This window comes from Proteus sp. fly-1067, assembly GCF_040139345.1.
Taxonomy (GTDB): domain Bacteria; phylum Pseudomonadota; class Gammaproteobacteria; order Enterobacterales; family Enterobacteriaceae; genus Proteus; species Proteus vulgaris_B.
On the sequence record NZ_JBEEUL010000001.1, the window covers coordinates 266,308 to 286,462 of the forward strand.

General features: G+C 39.1%; 12 protein-coding genes. 2 read left to right on the plus strand and 10 right to left on the minus strand.

Annotation, left to right across the window (positions count from 1 at the left end; all coding sequences use genetic code 11):
- Window positions 1–7: 7 nt before the first annotated feature.
- The 4 genes from baeS to ABN217_RS01265 are packed head-to-tail and all read right to left on the minus strand — an operon-like array spanning window position 8 to window position 8,827.
- On the minus strand, window positions 8–1,384 hold the full coding sequence (baeS, locus tag ABN217_RS01250; protein WP_196554052.1) for an envelope stress sensor histidine kinase BaeS: 1,377 nt from the start codon (window positions 1,382–1,384) through the stop codon (window positions 8–10).
- Window positions 1,381–4,464: a multidrug efflux RND transporter permease subunit MdtC gene (gene mdtC / locus ABN217_RS01255; protein WP_197269071.1), complete on the minus strand. Its 3,084-nt coding sequence runs from the start codon at window positions 4,462–4,464 to the stop codon at window positions 1,381–1,383. The genes baeS and mdtC overlap by 4 nt, the downstream gene beginning before the upstream one ends.
- Entirely contained in the window at window positions 4,461–7,592 is a 3,132-nt protein-coding gene (locus ABN217_RS01260) for an MdtB/MuxB family multidrug efflux RND transporter permease subunit (RefSeq protein ID WP_349458980.1), read from the minus strand. Before ABN217_RS01260 ends, mdtC begins: the two co-directional genes overlap by 4 nt.
- Window positions 7,592–8,827, minus strand: a complete 1,236-nt coding sequence (locus tag ABN217_RS01265; RefSeq protein WP_349458981.1) for an MdtA/MuxA family multidrug efflux RND transporter periplasmic adaptor subunit — start codon at window positions 8,825–8,827, stop codon at window positions 7,592–7,594. Before ABN217_RS01265 ends, ABN217_RS01260 begins: the two co-directional genes overlap by 1 nt.
- 561 nt (window positions 8,828–9,388) lie before the next feature.
- On the opposite strand from ABN217_RS01265, the gene dtpA reads away from it, so the two are divergent.
- On the plus strand, window positions 9,389–10,855 hold the full coding sequence (gene dtpA, locus ABN217_RS01270; RefSeq protein ID WP_196554056.1) for a dipeptide/tripeptide permease DtpA: 1,467 nt from the start codon (window positions 9,389–9,391) through the stop codon (window positions 10,853–10,855).
- A 161-nt stretch (window positions 10,856–11,016) separates the two neighbouring features.
- Here dtpA and ABN217_RS01275 read toward each other — a convergent pair whose 3' ends face one another.
- Complete coding sequence (locus ABN217_RS01275) at window positions 11,017–12,390, minus strand: MFS transporter (RefSeq protein WP_197269073.1); 1,374 nt, start codon at window positions 12,388–12,390, stop codon at window positions 11,017–11,019.
- A gap of 770 nt (window positions 12,391–13,160) precedes the next feature.
- Between ABN217_RS01275 and ABN217_RS01280 the strand changes: the two genes are divergently transcribed.
- A complete protein-coding gene (locus ABN217_RS01280) occupies window positions 13,161–13,382 on the plus strand; it encodes a hypothetical protein (RefSeq protein WP_196554057.1) in 222 nt (73 codons plus the stop codon).
- Between the two features lie 83 nt (window positions 13,383–13,465).
- On the opposite strand, the gene mgtE is transcribed toward ABN217_RS01280, so the two are convergent.
- The 5 genes from mgtE to purN form a co-directional block, all read right to left on the minus strand.
- The gene (gene mgtE / locus ABN217_RS01285) at window positions 13,466–14,929 is read right to left on the minus strand and encodes a magnesium transporter (protein ID WP_072068437.1); all 1,464 of its coding nucleotides are present in this window, start codon (window positions 14,927–14,929) and stop codon (window positions 13,466–13,468) included.
- 232 nt (window positions 14,930–15,161) lie between these two features.
- Window positions 15,162–16,694 carry an exopolyphosphatase gene (gene ppx, locus ABN217_RS01290; RefSeq protein WP_072068436.1) on the minus strand — a complete coding sequence of 511 codons (1,533 nt, stop codon included), beginning with the start codon at window positions 16,692–16,694 and terminating at the stop codon, window positions 15,162–15,164.
- A 4-nt stretch (window positions 16,695–16,698) separates the two neighbouring features.
- Window positions 16,699–18,780 (minus strand): polyphosphate kinase 1, encoded by a 2,082-nt coding sequence (ppk1, locus tag ABN217_RS01295; RefSeq protein ID WP_072068435.1) that lies wholly within the window; start codon window positions 18,778–18,780, stop codon window positions 16,699–16,701.
- A gap of 46 nt (window positions 18,781–18,826) precedes the next feature.
- Entirely contained in the window at window positions 18,827–19,417 is a 591-nt protein-coding gene (gene speG / locus ABN217_RS01300; protein WP_072068434.1) for a spermidine N1-acetyltransferase, read from the minus strand.
- A 107-nt stretch (window positions 19,418–19,524) separates the two neighbouring features.
- Window positions 19,525–20,154 (minus strand): phosphoribosylglycinamide formyltransferase, encoded by a 630-nt coding sequence (gene purN / locus ABN217_RS01305; protein ID WP_349458983.1) that lies wholly within the window; start codon window positions 20,152–20,154, stop codon window positions 19,525–19,527.
- Window position 20,155 lies beyond the last annotated feature (1 nt).

Consider the following 20,155-nt stretch of genomic DNA (forward strand, 5'->3'; position numbering starts at 1 on the left):
TATAGGCTTAAAGATCATCAGAATATGCAGGTAATTCTATAAGAATTTTCATGCCTCCTAAAGATGAAGGCATAGCACTTATTTTACCATTATGAGCTTCAACGATATTTTCGCAAATCGCAAGACCTAATCCAGAACCGCCACTGGCACGATTTCGTGAGCTTTCTGCACGATAAAAGCGTTGGAAAACGGCTTGATACTGTGATTTATCCAATCCAGGCGCGCTATCTTCTAAGGTTATCAATACACAGTTATTCTCTTTTTTTGTCTTGATATGTAATTGTCCACCAGCATAGGTATAACGCACACTATTTTCTAATAGATTATGAAAAAGCTGAATAAGCCGGTCAGGATCGGCTTGTACAATTAATGGAGAGATATCATCTAATTCAGTATATAAGGCAATATCTTTGGTGTGATATGTGTGGCGATAAGAAGCAACAGCTAATAAAATCACCTCATTAATATCAATAAAATCTTTACGATAAGTGAGTGAGCCTCTATCTGATAATGAGAGTTGGTGGAGATCATTCACCAGTTTTGTCAGGTTTGTTACTTCGAATAAAAGGGAGTTTAATGTCTCGGACGTGGGCTTTCTTACACCATCTTGTAACGCTTCTAATTCCCCTTTTAAAATAGCGAGAGGTGTACGTAACTCATGTGAAATATCAGCCATATAATCACGACGAATTTGCTCATTTTTCTCTAGTGTGCTGGCGAGTTGGTTAAAGTCTGTGGCGAGCTGGCTGATTTCATCTTTACTACTGGGTGTTACACGAACAGCAAAATCACCAGCGGCTAATTTATGTGTGGCTTCGACCAGTCGTTTAACGGGGCGTATCATATTGCGAGAAAGGATCAGTGTAATAAGTAAAGCTAAAAGAACGGTTAAACCTGCAATTATCCAACTGGTACGCAGTTGTTGTTTATCAAAACTGATATCCGCTTCACTACTAATCTTATCAGCGGCACTGACAATCACCCAACCTACAATTTCATCATGAGAAGTAATTGGTTTTTTGAAGGTTTCTTCAGGAAATTGATTGTCATGACCAAATAAGCGCTTCATGTTTTTATCAACAATCCAAAACTGTGTGCGCCAGCCTTTTGGTGGAGGGCCTTCACTGCTTTGGCTTATTTGGTCAATACTGCGTAATATTTGATAAAGAGAACGATCATCTCTATTGAGAAAACGCCAGTCACCGGTTAAAGCATATTGATCTGTTAAGGCTTCAGCTAAAAGAGTTGCACGCTGTTCACTGTTTTTCTTGATATAGCCAATAAACCCTTGTTGAAAGCTACCTCGAATACCAATATGCATGGCAAGAACTACAACCATACAGGTAGCGAAAATCACCAAGAACAGCTTGCTTCTCAGTTTCATGCTTTAGCCTCTTTCTTGCTGAAACGGCGTTGTTGCCAACGTTCACGCAATCCATCAAAAAATAGATAAATAACTGGGGTGGTATAAAGGGTTAAGAGTTGGCTCATTAATAACCCACCTACGATTGTTATCCCTAAAGGTTGTCTTAATTCTGCACCATCTCCGCTTCCTAACATCAATGGCAATGCGCCAAATAATGCGGCAAGGGTTGTCATAATAATCGGGCGAAAACGCAATAAGCTCGCCTGAATAATGGCTTCTTTGGCTGACAATTTACCCTCGCGTTGGGCAGTGATCGCAAAATCCACCATAATAATGGCATTTTTCTTCACAATACCAATGAGTAACATAATGCCAATAAGTGCAATCAAGCTAAAAGGTGTATCAAAAAGCTGTAACGCTAATAACGCACCGACACCGGCGGAAGGAAGGGTGGATAAAATGGTGAGTGGATGAATATAGCTTTCATACAGTACACCTAATACCAAGTACACAGTCACAATAGCCGCTAAGATAAGAATAAGCTGTGACTTAATGGTTTCTTGGAAGATCTGTGCCGTACCTGCAAAGGTGCCCCTTACGGTATTGGGTACGCCCAACTCGGTCATTGTGCGTTCAATAGAATTAATTGCATCAGCTAATGTATAACCTTCAGGAATATTAAAAGCAATCGTTGAGGCGGCAGATAATCCTTGATGGTTGACGCTCAATGGCGCATTGGCAGGATACCAACTTGCAAATGCAGAGAGCGGAATGCGCTCACCTTGGTTATTTACCACATACATTTTATCTAACGCAGAAACGTCTTGTGTATACTGTTCAGACACTTCCATGACGACTTTGTACTGATTGAGTGGGGCATAGATAGTGGAGATCTGACGTTGACCAAAAGCATTATTCAGCAAGTTATTCGCATCACTGACATTAATACCTAATTGTGACATGGTATCTCGATCGTAAGTTAGTGCCATTTCAGCACCTTTATCTTCTTTATCTGAGTTAACATCCACAAGTTGAGGCAGTTCGCCTAATGCTTTACGTACAATGGGTTCCCATTTACGTAATTCACTTAAATCATCCGCTAATAAGGTAAACTGATAACTGGCATTGGCCTGACGCCCACCTGCTCTAACATCTTGCACAGGCATTAAAAAGAGGTTAGCGCCAGGTTCATCAGCGAGTTTGGCACGTAAACGATTGATCACTTGGTTGGCACTATCAGTACGCTCTGACAGTGGATTGAGGGAAATAAACATAAACCCACTGTTAATACGCCCCCCTCCCGTAAAGCCCGTTACGCTATCTACGTCTTTATCTGCATTTATTTCTTGCATAAAACGAGTCATTTTTTCTTTCATTGATTGGAATGAAATACTTTGGTCAGCACGGACAAATCCCATTAATCGGCCAGTGTCTTGGTCGGGAAAAAATGTTTTAGGTGCGCTGATATACAGGTAAGCATTTAGGCCTAAAGTCGCAAGAAAAATCGCCATAACCCAGCGTCGATGGCGCAGAGCCCCTTGTAATGTGACACTGTAACCTTGTTGAGCGCGGAAAAGTAACTTACCAAATCCTCGCAAATGCGATTGTGCTTTGGGTTTGACACCTTTTAATAAATGCGCACACATCATGGGGGTCAGTGTTAACGAAACAAATAAAGAAATAGCGATAGCTGTGGTTAACGTAATAGCAAATTCTTTAAATAATCGTCCAACAAGTCCATCCATTAATAGCAGAGGGATGAATACCGCCACGAGAGAAATACTCATCGAAAGTACGGTAAAGCCGACTTCTCCAACCCCTTTTAAAGCGGCTTCTTTAGGTTTTAAACCATTCTCAATGTGGCGAGAGATATTTTCGAGTACCACAATGGCATCATCAACCACAAAACCGGTAGCAACGGTTAATGCCATCAATGAAAGATTATTTAAACTAAAGCCACAAAGATACATGGCTGAAAAAGTACCAATTAATGAAACGGGTACAGCAACGGCAGGAATAAGCGTAGCACGGCCTGAACGTAAAAATAAAAATACGACTAGAATTACGAGTGCGACAGCAATGGCTAACGCACGTTCAACTTCTGCTAATGATGCGCGGATAGTGGGGGTTCTATCTTGGGCAACTTTTAAATCGACATTGGCTGGAATAAGTTCACGTAATTCAGGAAGTTCATCACGAATACGGTTAACCGTTTCAATAATATTGGCTCCCGCTTCACGGCGAATAACCAGTAAAATAGCAGGTTCGCCGCCACTCATCCCTGCTGCGCGTGAGTTTTGTACCGAATCAGTGACTTGCGCAACATCGCCTAAACGCACAACAGCTTCTTGATTGTAATGCACGATGATTGGGCGATATTCAACCGCTTTGCTTAACTCGTCATTGGTTTGAATTTGCCAACGATTTTCATCATTATTGACAAAGCCTTGAGGGCGTCGCACATTCGCTTGGTTAATTGCTTTTCTCACATCATCAAGGCTAACATTTTGGTTAAATAGCGCATCAGGATTGAGAGCAACACGTATTGCGGGTAATGATCCTCCACCAACAGAAACTTCACTTACTCCTTCAATTTGTGAGATTTTTTGTGCAAGGCGGGTTGATGCCAGATCGTAAAGCTCTCCTGTATTTTGTATGTCAGAGGTCAACGTTAAGATCATTATCGGTGCATCAGAAGGATTTGATTTATAATAACGTGGGCGACTTGGCATTCCGGAAGGTAATAAGCTTTGTGACGCATTTAGCGCCGCTTGCACATCACGAGCAGCAGTATTGATATCTTTATTTAAGTCAAATACCAACGTAATGCTGGTACTACCAAGCGAGCTACTAGAGGTCATCTCATCAATACCTGCAATTCGCCCTAAAGAGCGTTCAAGCGGTGTAGCAACAGAAGATGCCATAGTTTCAGGCGAAGCCCCAGGTAATGAGGCATAGATATTAATAACGGGATAATCAACCTGAGGCAAAGGCGCAACAGGAAGTAACATAAAGCCTAATGCACCACAAAGAGAAATTGCTAAACTAAGTAATGTGGTTGCTACAGGTCGTTGAATAAAGAGGGCGAAGAACTTCATGATACAGCCCCGTTATTATTCTCAATGTGTTTATTGCGGTTTACATAGAGTGATAATTTATCAAACAGTAGATAAATCACTGGCGTAGTAAACAGAGTTAAGATCTGGCTCATAATTAAGCCTCCGACCATACAAACCCCTAATGGCTGGCGTAATTCTGCACCCACACCAGTACTTAACATTAAAGGTAAAGCTCCGAGAAGTGCCGCCATTGTTGTCATTAATATTGGACGAAAACGTAATAAACACGCTTGGTAAATAGCCTCGTAAGGGGTTAAACCTTGTTCTCGTTCTGCTGCAAGGGCAAAGTCTATCATCATGATCGCGTTTTTCTTTACGATCCCAATAAGTAAAATGATCCCAATAATAGCAATAATATCAAGCTCATTACCCGCGGCCATTAATGCGAGCAATGCGCCAACACCCGCGGTCGGTAGTGTAGATAAAATAGTAATAGGGTGAATGAAACTCTCATATAACACACCGAGTACAATATACATTGCCACAATAGCCGCGATAATCAGCCATAAAGTGCTTGAAAGTGCACTTTCAAAGGCAAGTGTTGCACCTTGGAATTGAGTAGTGATATCTCTTGGCATCGAGATTTGCTCTTCCGCCAATTTTACCGCTTTGACAGCTTCTTCAAGAGACGATTTTTCGGCAACATTAAATGAGAATGTTGCTGAAGGGAATTGTTCTTGATGATTAATCGAAAGTGGCGCTAGGCGTTGTTCTACGGATGCAATAGATAATAAAGGCACCATAGCGCCATCTTTGCCAGTTAAATGTACAGCTGAGAGCGCCTGTAAGCCATCACCGCTGCGAATATCTTGTTCTAATACAACACGGTACTGATTTGCTTGAGTGTAGATAGTTGAAATTAAACGCTGACCAAAAGCATTATAAAGTGCGTTATCAATCTCACTCATTGTAATGCCTAGGCGACTTGCAGAATCTCTGTCCACTTTGATATACGCCATCATGCCACCGTCTTGCCAATCGCTGCTGATGTCGGTTAGTTCTGGGCTGTTTTTTAATGATTGAGAAAGCTTTGGTACCCAATACGCCAATTCATCTAATGATGTTGCTTGCAACGTAAATTGATATTGAGTACGAGAAACTTGCGTGTCAATTGTTAGATCTTGTGTGGGTTGCAAATAGAGCGTTATGCCTGAAATAGAGGCTATGCGTTCTTGTAGACGAGGAATTATTGTATCAATACGCGAGTCGCGTTGATCAAGGGGTTTTAATGTGATTTGTAATCGACCTGTATTGAGTGTTGCATTACTACCATCAATGCCGACAAAACTGGCAATATTATCAACCGCAGGATCATCAATGAGTTTATCAACCACTTGCTGCTGTTTTTCAACCATCGATTGATAAGAAATAGATTGTGAGGTTTCGATGGTGCCTTGTAATAATCCATTATCTTGTAATGGGAAAAAGCCTTTAGGAATAAACATATACAGCAAAACAGTCAACACCAAAGTGCTGAGTGCAACACCTAAGGTTATCCATTGATGGTTTAACACACGTTTTAACCACACGGCATAAACGGCAATCATTTTTTCAAAGAAGCGTTCACATGCTATTTCAAAACGATTGTGTTTGATTTCATTTTCAGGCCTTAGCAATCGCGCGCACATCATTGGCGTTAATGTCAGCGAAACCACCGCAGAGATTAGAATAGCGACAGCAAGGGTGATTGCAAACTCTCTAAATAGACGGCCAACAATATCTCCCATAAATAACAGGGGGATCAGTACGGCAATCAGAGAGAACGTTAGTGAAATAATGGTAAAGCCAATTTCGCCGGCTCCTTTTAAAGCGGCTGTTAACGGCTTATCACCACGCTCAAGGTAGCGGGAGATATTTTCAATCACAACAATGGCGTCATCGACAACAAAGCCAGTCGCAATCGTTAATGCCATTAAGGTGAGATTATTGACAGAAAAACCACAGAAATACATCACTGCGAATGTACCTACTAATGAAAGTGGTACGGCAATGCTTGGAATTAAAGTTGCGACACCATTACGTAAAAAGAGATAAATCACCATCACTACAAGTGCGATAGCTAAGCCAAGCTCAAATTGTACATCTTTAACTGATGCCCGGATCGTTGTGGTTCTGTCGGTTAAGATCTCAACATTCACTGATTTAGGTAAATTAGAGACTAAATCTGGTAATAAATTACGAATATTATCAGTGGTATCAATAACGTTAACGCCGGGCTGACGTTGAACATTTATAATAATTGCCTGTTCGTTATTTGCCCATGCACCTAACTGGTTATTTTCAGGTGCTTGCTCGATAGTTGCGATATCAGATAAACGAATAGGCGCATCATTTTTATAGGCAACGATGAGTTGGCGATAATCTTCTAATGATTTCATTTGGTCATTAGCCGATAATGTTACGGAACGAGTAGGGCCATCAAGGCTTCCTTTCGCTGAGTTAACGTTCGCATTATTGATTGCTACACGAATTTTTTCGCTGTCTAAACCGTAGGACGCTGCGGCTTGTGCATTGAGTTTGACTCTAACTGCGGGACGCTGACCACCGGCTAATGCCACTAAACCTACACCATTAACTTGTGAAATTTTTTGCGAAATACGGGTTTCAACCATATCTTGCAACTGTGTCATCGGTAATGTTGAGCTCGTCACCGCTAAAGTTAAAATAGGCGGATCAGCTGGGTTTACTTTGCTGTAAATCGGTGGGTAAGGCAAATCGGAGGGTAGTAGATTCGTCGCTGCATTTATCGCAGCTTGTACCTCTTGTTCTGCAACATCTAATGGTAAGGTTAATTGGAACATCAGAGTGATCACTGAAGCGCCACCAGAGCTTTGTGATGACATCTGTTTTAACCCAGACATTTGCCCAAATTGTCGTTCAAGTGGTGCAGTGACAGCGGATGTCATCACATCAGGGCTTGCTCCAGGATAGAGAGTAACGACCTGAATTGTCGGGTAATCAACTTCAGGTAAGGCAGACACTGGCAACATACGATAACCAACGATACCAGCTAACAGTATGGCCACCATAAAAAGAGTTGTTGCAACTGGGCGCAGAATAAATAAGCGAGATGGTCCCCCACCTGTACCGTGTGTTTTTTCGGTCATTACGCTTTCTCCGCAACTACACGGTTATTTTCTTTATTTTTAGGTACTGTAGGTGTCACGATTTCGACTTTTGCATCTTGTGTTAATCTATCCACACCATCCGTTACAACACGCTGATCTGCTGATAAACCAGAAGCTATCACAACTTTTCCTGCATTTTGTAAGGCGACTTCCACGCGTAATTTGCTAACTTTATTTTCGTTATTCACAACCCAAACAAAGTGACCTTCATTACCCATTTGCAAAGCCGCATTCGGAATAACAACCGCTTTTTTTAATGTGGTGATATAAAGACGGACATTGACGAATTGATTAGGAAATAATGTTGTCTCTTGTTGCGGGAAACGTGCTTTTAATTTAATGGTGCCAGTAGTGGCATCAATTTGGTTATCAACACTAAATAATTTTCCTTGAGCTAATTCAAACTGGTTATTTCTGTCTAATGCGGTGACAGGCAAATCAGCACTATTCTTACGTGCTTGAATAACTTTTGCTAAATCTTGTTCTGGCAATGTAAAAAGCACATCAACGGGATCCATTTGATTGATAACCACAATCGGCGTTGATGAGCCACCTGAAATATAGTTACCCACGTCAACTTGTTTTAATCCCACACGACCTGAAATCGGTGCCGTAATCTTACTGTAAGTTAATTGCAGCTGTGCATTACTGATTGTAGCCTCATCAATACGGATACTTGCTTCTGACTGTTTCACTAAAGCTTGCTGATTATCCAACTCTTGTTGTGAGACTAAATTCGTTTTTGCCAACTTCTGATAACGCGCTAAATCAAGACGTGCATTAGCTAATGTGGCTTGATCTTTTGCAAGTTGTCCTTTGGCTTGGGCTAATTGCACTTCAAATGGGCGAGAGTCAATTTCTGCTAATAAATCACCTTTTTGAACCTGCTGCCCTTCCGTGAAATGTAAAGCCATTAATTGACCTTCAACACGACTCGTCACTGTGACGCTATTAGTTGCTTTCACTGTACCTAAAGCTGATAAAAATTGAGGCACATCTTCTTGTATTGATGTTGCAACCTGAACGGGTGGCATAGGAGGGCGACGAGATCCAGTTGTACTTCGACTTTGTGAGCTTGTTGCTTGAGTTCCTTTATTTTCAGGTGTAGTTGTTTTTGCTGCATTAAATTGCCAATAGGCGTAAGCACCTGCGACTACGACGATTAAAGCGATAATAAGAGAAACTCTTTTTTTAGCATTTTTATTTTTATTCATTACTTTTGTGATCCCACTGGCAACTAGCTAATCAGAAATACTGAAATGAAATTTTGGAATAGTGACATTCTACCTGTTTTTACACAGTTAAAAATGGAGGAAATATGGAAATTAAGTCAAGGAATGTGTTTTATTGGCTTTATTTTAAGCAGTTAAAATAAAATGATACTGGCATTATTTTATCGTTGTTATTCAATAAGCCATTATTTATTAAAAAACGGACAAACAATAGCGTGGCTTAATTGTTTATATAGGGATAATTAAGTAGAAAATAATTTATTGATAATCAGTAAGTTATTTTGCTTGATGTTTTTTTGAACGCATAACTATTTTGTACAAATGCCTGTAACTATGATAAAACGCAATAGTTAGTTATAATTCTTAGATAATTATGCTTTCCAGTGATAGAATGCCAACCTTGTTTTTCTCTGTGTTTGAACTCTTTTCAAAGAATAACAATCCAGTATGAAATTCACCGAGCTTTAACTCTGTCTTAAAATAATCATTTTTGTAAAAATTAGCCTAAATATAAAGGCGTAATAAAATAATTAGAGGTTTTTAGTGTCAACTGCAAACACACCTGACGATGGACAAAAACCGAGCCTGAATGCATTTAAACAGCCTCGCGCATTTTATCTCATCTTCTCAATCGAATTATGGGAACGTTTTGGCTATTACGGTCTGCAAGGGATCATGGCCGTTTACCTGGTTAAAATGCTGGGCATGGGTGAGGCGGAAGCAATCACCGTTTTTGCTGCATTTACCGCATTGGTTTATGGTTTTGTTGCTATCGGTGGATGGCTTGGGGATAAAGTTCTTGGTACTAAAAGGGTTATTATCCTTGGGGCAATCGTACTGGCAATTGGTTATGCAATGGTGGCTTTCTCAGATCACGATAAAGATGTGATTTATTGGGGACTTGCAACCATTGCTGTAGGTAATGGTTTATTTAAAGCAAATCCATCCTCATTACTTGCAACCTGTTATGAGAAAAACGATCCACAATTAGACGGTGCATTTACCATGTACTATATGTCTATCAACGTAGGTTCGTTCTTATCTATGCTAGCAACACCATGGTTAGCAGCTAATTATGGTTGGGATGTAGCATTTGCATTAAGTGTTGTAGGTATGCTGATCACCTTAGCAAACTTTATGGTTTGTCGAGGATGGATCAAAGATAAAGGCTCTAAACCTGATTTTGAACCGCTTAATTATTTAAAATTGTTATTAACGCTGGTGGGGATCGTTGCTTTAACGGCAGTATCGACTTGGTTATTACATAATAATGAAGTGGCAAGTTGGTCTTTAGCCGTGATCTCATTAGGTATCATCCTTATTTTTGCGCGTGAAACCTTTATGATGAAAGGGGCTGCTCGCCGTAAGATGATTGTGGCATTTTTACTGATGGTTGAAGCAGTGGTCTTTTTTGTTCTTTACGATCAAATGCCAACATCTTTAAACTTCTTTGCGATCCATAACGTTGAACACTCAATCTTAGGTTTTAGCGTTCAACCAGAGCAATTCCAATCACTTAATCCATTCTGGATCATGTTAGCAAGCCCATTATTAGCAGCTGTATATAACTTTATGGGCGATAAATTACCTATGCCTTATAAGTTCACTGTTGGAATGTTCTTAAGTGCAACAGCATTTTTAGTGTTACCACTGGGTGCAAGCATGGCAAATGAAGCAGGGATTGTCTCTTCATGGTGGTTAGTCGCAAGTTATGGTTTCCAAAGTATTGGTGAGTTAATGATTTCAGGGCTTGGCCTTGCAATGGTTGCCCAACTTGTACCACAGCGTTTAATGGGCTTTATCATGGGTGCTTGGTTCTTAACTTCGGCAGCTGCTGCAATTATTGCAGGTAAAGTGGCAAGTTTAATGGCGGTACCAGAAGATGTTCAAAGCGCACATGCCTCATTAGAAATCTACAGCAGTGTCTTCCTACAAATCGGTATTGTGACTGGTGTTATTGCAATCTTAATGCTTTTAACTGCACCAATGCTGAGCAAAATGACACAGTAATGTGTCGCATTAAAAAAGAAAGCTGAAGAAAATAGAGGATGCCACAAGGCATCCTTTTTTGTGTTGAGGATTACCTAATTCAGAAAAATTGCCGCCATAAAAAATACCGCCCTAATAAGGGCGGTATTGTATAAGGGGTCATTTATAACATTGATAAAGACTTAACCAACCACTTTATCAATTTGTAATGCAACGTCTTTTTCATGGGTAGCTGGCTTTACCGCAGTCCAACCTTTATAAGCCAAAGGTAAGAATGCGACAGCAATTGCTAAGAATGAGACTCCTGCGACATAATAGGCGCCCGCCATAGCTGTTTTTTCTAACCATGCACCTGTTAACATTGGAGTTAATCCACCAAACACGGCATAAGCCATATTATAAGCAAAAGACAATCCTGAAAAACGAATCGATGGTGGAAATGCTCTTGTACTAACAATTGGTGTTGTTGCAATCGCACCAACGAAAAAGCCCATCAATCCATAATTAAATGCCAACTGAAAACCTGACATTGCTGTATCTAAATTGCCATAGAAATGGAATGCAGTAACAATCAAACCACCCCATGATAATGTCATTGAAACACGTGTTCCTAATTTGTCGCCAATCCAGCCCCAGAAGATACAACCTAAAGTTAAGGTTAATGTTGCAACACAGTTCGCTTCCAATGAGGTGGTTCTATCAATTTTGTAAATCCCTTCAACAATTACACTAGGTGTCATCAATATGGTGACAACAATGGCTGTTGATAAAGACCAAGTTAATGCAGCCGTAATTAAACACGCTTGTTTATGGTTTTTAATAACAGAAATTACAGGCATTTCTTGTGCTAAGGCTTTTTTTGCGGCCATCTCTTTAAAGATTGGAGTTTCTTGCAAGAATCGACGCAAGTAAACAGAGATTAAGCCAAATATTCCGCCTAAAATAAAGGGAATACGCCAAGCAAAATCATTAACTTCTTGAGCGCTATAACTGCGCTGAACGATAATTGCGACGATCGATCCTAATAAAATACCGCCAGTAATACCTGATGTTAATGTTCCAACACCTAAGCCATAACGTTGTTTTGGTGTATGTTCTGCAATAAATACCCAAGCACCTGGCATTTCGCCACCGATAGCAGCACCTTGCATGATACGCATTAATAACAACAATAATGGGGCTGCGATCCCAATGCTGGCATAAGTGGGTAATAAACCAATAATTAATGTTGGAACAGCCATTAAAAAAATACTTAAAGTAAACATGCGTTTACGGCCAATAATATCGCCGTAGTGTGCCATAATAATGCCCCCCAAAGGGCGAGCGAGATAACCGGCAGCAAAAATACCTAATGTCTGCATCTGTGCAATAAAGGCGTTATCACCGGGAAAGAACAAATGGCTCAATGTTTTCGTAAAGAACACGAAGATCACGAAATCATAGAACTCCAAAGTTCCTCCTAGTGAGGATAAACCCAACGTTTTATAATCGTTGCGATTTAATGGTCTTGCCGTAGGTTGACTCAACGGCTGAGTGGAGTGTGATTGTGATGTCATAATAACAACCTATAATAATCATCGTGATAAAATAAATAACTAATAAAGTCACAAATACATTCTTTTAGGATCAGCAAATAAAATAGGGTGGAAATAAATAACATTAAGTGGTTATTTATAGGCTATTTACGTGAGAAAGAATAATGTTGTGATGATGGTTTAAGTTATAACAGGAAGCTCTTAATGATGTAAATAGGTTAAAATAAAACAATCAAATAGACTTGAAAGCTAACAATTATCAAGTTTAATATCTATAATTTATCTATATCGCAATATCTTATATCAATAAATAGGAAATGCCATATATAATATAAAAATATTACATATTGTTTTTTATGAGGTGAATTTTAATATTTTTAAATAAAAACGAGGTGATATTGAATATATTTATTATGCTTTAAATAAACGATTAAATAATAAAATCGATATGAGTTTAATTTATTATTTTTTGTAAAAAAAGTTATTATTAGATAATTAATAAAGCTATTCGTATTAATAGTGAAAGATATGATCTGATAGGAAATAGATTATTAGTATATTCTACTGTATGTTAAATTTGGCTTTTGTGGGTATTGGTTTCAATAAATTAATAATTATTGGAATTAAATGCCAATTAATTTTGTAATCATAATCATATTTTTGTGTTTTTATGCATAATGTGATTTTTTTGAGCGACTTCTTAAATGAAAAATAAAAACAAAAATAAGCATCAAAAAAGTTATTTTTGGTTATAATTACAACAGTAAGTCAATTGAACTGTCGGAGGATTTATGGTCTCTATCTCTATGAGTGCTATTCTCTTAGCTGCAATTGTTCTGTTTGCCTCACTTTCTGTCGTTGCATTAGGTGGTGGTTTAGCGTTAAAAACCATTCTAAATAACACCAAATACAGTGATAATTATGCTCTGAGTGCTTCTGTTAAAAAAACCTTTATCACATCGCTGATCATCGTATTGCTACTCATTTACTATTACCTTTCAACAACGGCTTAATTATTTATTGTTGGTTACTCAAAAAAACGCCACTGTATTTTATTAACAGTGGCGTTAGTGTAATGATTTATTATTGCGTTATTTTAAACTAAGAAAATGGTGGCTAAACCTAAGAATATAAAGAAACCACCAGTATCTGTAATGGCGGTTATCATCACACTAGAACCAATGGCGGGATCTTTACCTAATTTAATCATGGTCATCGGGATTAATACACCCATCATGGCGGCCATTAAGAGATTAAGCACCATTGCCATCGTCATAACTGCGCCCATAGCAAGGTCACCATAGAGGAAGAAGGTGACAATACCCATTATCCCTCCCCAAACAATACCGTTGATAAAGGCGACACCAAGCTCTCTTAAAATTAAGAATGAGAAGCTTCCAGTTTGAATTTGGTGTAGTGCTAAGGCACGTACAATCATTGTAATAGTTTGATTACCTGTGTTACCCCCAATACCAGCAACAATTGGCATTAGTGTGGCGAGGGCAACTAATTGTGAAATAGTATCTTCAAAGACACCGATAACACGGGAGGCAACGAAAGCAGTACATAAGTTGATAGCAAGCCAAGTCCAACGTGTTTTAACAGCTTGTCCAACTGGAGCGAAAACGTCTTCTTCTGGGCTCAAGCCCCCCATACGACGAATATTGGTATCGCTCTCTTCATGCATGTTATCAACAATATCTTCAACGGTTAATCGCCCCATAAGAAGGCCATTGCTATCAACCACAGCAGCTGAAATTAAGTCATAACGTTCGAACGCGCCCGCAGCATCTTCGCCTTTTTCTTCTGGCATAAAACTGACGGTATCTGTTTTCATCACATCTGAGACAAGTTTGTCAGGAGATTGCGTTAAAACAGTGGTTAATGGAAGTTCGCCCAAAAGATGATTTTTATTATCAATAACGAAAATTTTATCCGTTGCTTCAGGAATAGAGCCTCGTTGGCGCAGATAGCGTTGTACGGTTTTTAACGTTACATTGCCTCGCACAGTGACGAACTCAAAGTCCATCATTTGACCAACGCTGTCTTTTGGATATTGCAGGACTTCTCTTATCCTATTACGCAGGCTTGGTTCTAAATAGGTAAGAAGGCGACGCATTGTATCGCGGGGTAAGTGCTCTGCAATGTATGCTTGCTCATCCACATGTAATGTGGCGACCGATCGTAATAATTCACGGTCGGTCATATCTTTAATTAAACTGTCCCAAACGGCGACAGACGCTTCGACTAAAACAGCACCACGTTCATTATTATCAACCAAATGCCACAATGCGAGACGTTCGTCATAGGGAAGGGCTTCAAGAATATCTGCAATATCTGCCGCGTGTAGATCTTGTAGTAATTCTCGAACAGTGGTGATTTTTTCATGAAGTTCATGGTGGCTCAGCCTATCATTTTCACTTGCTTCCCCTAAAACGGTTTCAACAAAATGATCATCTTCAAGAAAGATACTCAAAATTTGCTGACGCAGGAGTGCCACTTTTTGTGAATACGGATTGATGGCAGCCGCAGTATCATTGTTGATAGCTGGTTGAGACATGTTATTCCTTTTTAATTCTTACGAGGGAGATAACCATTAACACTAATTATTCCATTTTAGGATGATTATCGGTTTTCTCCGTATAAAAAATATGAATCTTGAACAATATTGCGTTGATGATGTTCATATTATGGTCACAAATCAAACCTATGTTGTTATGTGATAGTTGTTGTATGATAGATGCAACAAAAGACGCATTGGCTAGCGTCTTTTTCTGTATAATATCATATTGTTAAGCAGATTCCTCTTTTATATCCAGTTTCCAGCCAGGAACTGACTGCCAATGCTCTTGTTCTTTTTCTAAATCCAATTCCATCAATGTGTTATCAGAAAGATATTTTTTAGGAAAATAAAGAGTCCAGTGATTTTCATCAGTAACTAAACGCAAAGATGCTGGTTTTGTCGTTGATTGTCGCTGATTATTAAGTAAAGTTGCTAACCTCAGTATTTGTACAAGTGGGAAATACTGTTTCTTTTTATAAAGATTAAATTTAGGTAGTTCATCCAGCTTAATCCCTTTTCGGTGATAGCGAACTAAGGTTGTTAATAATAGCTGTTGTTCTTGATTAAAACCCGGCAAATCTGTATTTGAAAGAATATAGGCAGAATGGCGGTGCAATCCACTTAAATTAATGCTTAATCCGACTTCATGTAACATGACAGCCCATACTAAAATAGCTTCTAGATCAGGGCGAACGAGTTTAGGATTTTGTTGCGCCCATTGTTCGTAAAGGGATTGCATGGTTTCAAGTACGCGCTTTGCTTGCTCTCTATCAATATTATAGTGTTCGGCAAGGCTTTTTGCTGTACGTTGGCGAATATCTTGATGGCGAAATCTGCCTTCCATTTCATAAAGCACACCTTCACGTAGCGCACCATCAGATAGATGTAGTGCTTTTAATCCTAAAGAATCAAAAATACCACATAAAATCGCCAAACCTGGTACAAAAACATGCTTACGCTCATCGGATAATCCAGGCAATGAGATGTCTTTAAATTTCTTAAAGCGTAACACTTGCTTTGTTAACATGAGTAGACGTTCGGGGGTGATAACACCGTCTTTTTCGCCAAACTCAACTAAGATCTCATGAGCTGCTTTAATTGTACCCGATGCGCCTAAAGCCACATCCCATCCGGTCATTTTATATTGCCATGCAATTTTTTCCATTTTACGTGCTGCTTTTTCTCGCGCTTTACGAAAAGCAGATTCGCTGATTTTTTGCTCAGGAAAAAATTGACGACTAAAACTAACACAACCCATGCGCTGGCTTTCAATTAATATCGGCTCAAAATTTTCACCAATAACCAATTCTGTTGAGCCACCGCCAATATCAATAACGAGCTTTCGACCTTTTTCCGATTGTGTATGTTCAACGCCCATAAAGATAAGCCGGGCTTCTTCATGTCCAGAAATAATTTCGATAGGGTAAGGGATAACTTCTTTTGCTCGTTGGAGAAAGACTTTAGCGTTAGTCGCAACACGTAATGTATGTGTGCCAACGACGGTAACATTTTCGGCAGGAAAACCCTGTAACCTTTCAGCAAAAAGAGAAAGGGCGGAAAGTCCACGTAACATAGACTCTTCGCTTAATTCATTATTATCGTCAAGGCCATCAGCGAGATAAACACGCTGTTTTAAGCGACTTAACACTTGCAATGCGCCATTAACAACGCGCGCAATTATCATATGAAAACTATTAGAACCGAGGTCAATAGCTGCAATTTCTAAAGGGCGTGGTGAAGAGTCATCTTGTGATAAAGGCATAAAATTACGCTCGTTCCCCTGGTTGTTCTAACAATTTAATGTACTCATAGACAGCAAGCTGGGAACGAATTTTACGTTTATTTCCACGAGGAACATAGCTATTTGTTAAATCTTTATCAATAAAACGCGCTTTAACGGTGTCATTAAATTGAATATCTAATATATCAAGAACACGCTGTTTTAGTTGAGGATCAAGCAAAGCCACTGCAACTTCAATACGATAGTCAAGATTTCGCGTCATCCAGTCGGCAGAAGATAAGAAGATTTTTTCATCACCTTTATTAGTAAAGACATAAACACGATCATGTTCTAAAAAACGATCAACGATACTGGTGACTTGAATATTCTCACTAAATCCTGGCTGATTAGGGACTAAAGAGCACATGCCTCGCACTAAAAGTCGGACTTTGACTCCCGCTTCTGATGCGTCATAAAGACGATTAACTAACTCTTCATCGACTAAATTATTCACTTTTAATGTAATCCCTGCGGGATGCCCAGCTTGAGCACTGTGAATTTCATTAGTAATTAGTTGGTTTAAAAGAGTTCGCGAATTTTGAGGTGAAACCATCAAATGTTCAAAAGTAACAGGGCGATAAGGGTTTTCAATAAAGCTAAAAACACGACGTACTTCATTGGTAATTTCAGTATTCGCAGTTAAGAGCGAATAGTCAGTATAAAGGCGCGCCGTTTTTTCGTTAAAATTCCCAGTACCAATATGGGCATAGCGAATAATTTCGCCATCTTCTAAGCGAGAAATAATAAATAATTTCGCATGAATTTTTAAACCTGGCGCAGAGAATATAACGTGAACACCGGCTTCTGTTAGGCGTTTTGCCCAATGAATATTGGCCGCTTCATCAAAACGAGCTTGTAATTCTACAACCACAGTGACTCGTTTACCGTTATGTGCAGCATGGATCATGGAGTCTATAATTCGAGAGTCTTTTGCAACACGGTAAATATTGATTTTAATTGAAATAACGCTTGGGTCAAAAGAGGCTTGGCGCAACAATTCCAGCACATGTTCAAAAGTATGATAAGGATAATAAAGTAAGACATCTCGCTCCCTAATGGCATCAAAACCATTACGGAAATTATCAAACCAAATATGGCGTAACCGCGGGATAGGCTTATTTAATAGAAATTTGCTACCTTCATTTGGAAAGTTAATAAAGTCTTTAAAATTATGATAACGCCCTCCTGCAATAACGGAGTCGTTATTTGATAAACCTAATTTACTGCGCAGTAATGCCACCATCTCATCTGGCATATCACGTTGATAAACAAAACGCACAGGCTCTGCGGTAAGGCGTTGTTTTAAGGTTGAGGACATCATTTCAAGTAAACTTGATTCCATTTCTGTCGCAAGATCGTACTCCGCATCTCGCGTCATTTTCATAGAATAAGCATTCAATGAGTCATAATCAAAAAAACCTTTAAAAACTTCATCAAGGCAGTAACGTAAAATATTATCCAATAAAATCATGGACTTTTTCTTACTACGCCCTTGATCAGTTGGCAAAATAACAAAACGAGGAACTTTATCTGATGGAATTTCTAATAAGGCGTAATGAATAGTTTGCCCTTGTGCAATTTCAACGGCCAAATAGGTATAGTCATCTTTAAGAAATTCAACCAAATTGGTTTCAGGATTAATTAAAATAGGCGTAATGTGTTTTCTTAAGTTTTGACGAAAATATTGGCGTAACCAGATTTGTTGATTAGGTGATATTTGACGTTCATTGATTAAGAAGATTTGATTTCGTGCCATCTCAAGCAATAAATCGTTATATAAAGCATCAAATTCTTGGTCAGCCTTAGCCACTTTTGATTGAATTTTTTTGATAAGATGGCGAGCATGACTTGAAGCAGAGCGAGAGCCTCGCTCTTCATTAATTAAGATACGGCGTTTAACATCAGCAAAACGGACTTTATAGAACTCATCAAGATTATTTGAATAGATCCCCAGAAACCTGACTCTTTCAATTAACGGGTTTCGTTTGTCAGCCGCTTCTTGTAATACACGTTCATTAAACGCAAGCCAACTGATCTCTTTATCAATATAGAGTCGTTCCTGGGACATCTGAACTCCAACTAGGGTTAAAGTTAAATCTTAATATCTGAATAAATCAGACATGTTGCTTAATAGTCGCACCCGGTTTGACAAAATTTTCGGGTTTTGCTTCTTTGGCTTTTTGCTCAAAATAAGGTGCTTGGAATGTACACATTCTAATTGCAGAACGATAGGCACCGTTAACAAAAAACTCATCTATTAAATCACCTTCTTTTTTAAAGCCAAGCTTTTCATAAATATGAATCGCTTTAGCATTCTCTTTATCAACGATTAAATAGAGTTTGTATAAATTAAGTACAGAAAAAGCATAATCCATCGCTAATTTTGCTGCTCGTGCTGCATAGCCATGACCTTGATGTGCAGGTGCAATGATAATTTGGAATTCGGCACGACGATGAACATAATCAATTTCAACCAACTCGACAAGTCCCACTTTAGTGCCTTCACTTTCAGCAATAAAACGGCGTTCACTTTGGTCGTGAATATGTTTTTCATATAAGTCACTTAACTCAATAAAAGCCTCATAAGGCTCTTCAAACCAATAGCGCATAACACTGGCATTGTTATCAAGTTGATGGACAAAAGAGAGATCTTCTCGTTCGAGAGGACGTAATTTTATAGGTGGAACTTTCCTACCACCGGACATAAGCACCTCGGTGAATGCATTGAATAAAAAAGAGAAAAGGGTGACACAAAAAAAGTCACGCGGGCTACAGTGTAGCACAATGTGACTTTTTAGCTTAAACGAAATAGTTAATCAAGGCTGCCGAACAACGCAATATCATCAAGGAAAGCTTGATTATTCTTCATAGTCAATCGGTCTTCAGCTAACCAGCTGATTGCTAATGGGTAGATACGATACTCTTCTATTTGTATTCTAGCTTGTAATGATTGTTCAGTGTCATCCGGCAAAACAGGAATACGTGCCTGAAGAATCATTGGGCCACCATCAAGTTCTTCGGTAACAAAATGGACGGTAACGCCATGAAAAGACTCTTTATTTGCTAAAACTTGGCGATGAGTATGCAACCCTGGATATTTAGGAAGCAAAGAAGGGTGAATATTTAATAATTTATGCTGATAATGAGTGACAAAATTAGGTGATAGAATACGCATAAAGCCTGCTAAAACCACGATATCAGGCTGATAAACATCAATTTTTTCGATTAGCGCTTTATCGTAATCAGCTCTATCATTAAGTTGGGATGGATCAATAAAATAGGCTGGAATATCAGCCTGTTTTGCACGTTCGAGGCCATAAGCATCCGCTTTATTGCTAAAGACAGCAACCACATTACCTGTGATTTTATTTGCCCTACAGGCGTCAATAATCGCCTGTAGGTTGCTGCCGTTTCCTGAAATAAGGACAACGATATTTTTCATT

Bases quoted from the DNA above. Each gene is read 5' to 3' on its own strand.
- baeS (WP_196554052.1), bottom strand. From the start codon at position 1,384: ATGAAACTGAGAAGCAAGCTGTTCTTGGTGATTTTCGCTACCTGTATG.
- mdtC (WP_197269071.1), bottom strand. From the start codon at position 4,464: ATGAAGTTCTTCGCCCTCTTTATTCAACGACCTGTAGCAACCACATTA.
- ABN217_RS01260 (WP_349458980.1), bottom strand. From the start codon at position 7,592: ATGACCGAAAAAACACACGGTACAGGTGGGGGACCATCTCGCTTATTT.
- ABN217_RS01265 (WP_349458981.1), bottom strand. From the start codon at position 8,827: ATGAATAAAAATAAAAATGCTAAAAAAAGAGTTTCTCTTATTATCGCT.
- ABN217_RS01275 (WP_197269073.1), bottom strand. From the start codon at position 12,390: ATGACATCACAATCACACTCCACTCAGCCGTTGAGTCAACCTACGGCA.
- ABN217_RS01280 (WP_196554057.1), top strand. From the start codon at position 13,161: ATGGTCTCTATCTCTATGAGTGCTATTCTCTTAGCTGCAATTGTTCTG.
- mgtE (WP_072068437.1), bottom strand. From the start codon at position 14,929: ATGTCTCAACCAGCTATCAACAATGATACTGCGGCTGCCATCAATCCG.
- ppx (WP_072068436.1), bottom strand. From the start codon at position 16,694: ATGCCTTTATCACAAGATGACTCTTCACCACGCCCTTTAGAAATTGCA.
- ppk1 (WP_072068435.1), bottom strand. From the start codon at position 18,780: ATGTCCCAGGAACGACTCTATATTGATAAAGAGATCAGTTGGCTTGCG.
- speG (WP_072068434.1), bottom strand. From the start codon at position 19,417: ATGTCCGGTGGTAGGAAAGTTCCACCTATAAAATTACGTCCTCTCGAA.
- purN (WP_349458983.1), bottom strand. From the start codon at position 20,154: ATGAAAAATATCGTTGTCCTTATTTCAGGAAACGGCAGCAACCTACAG.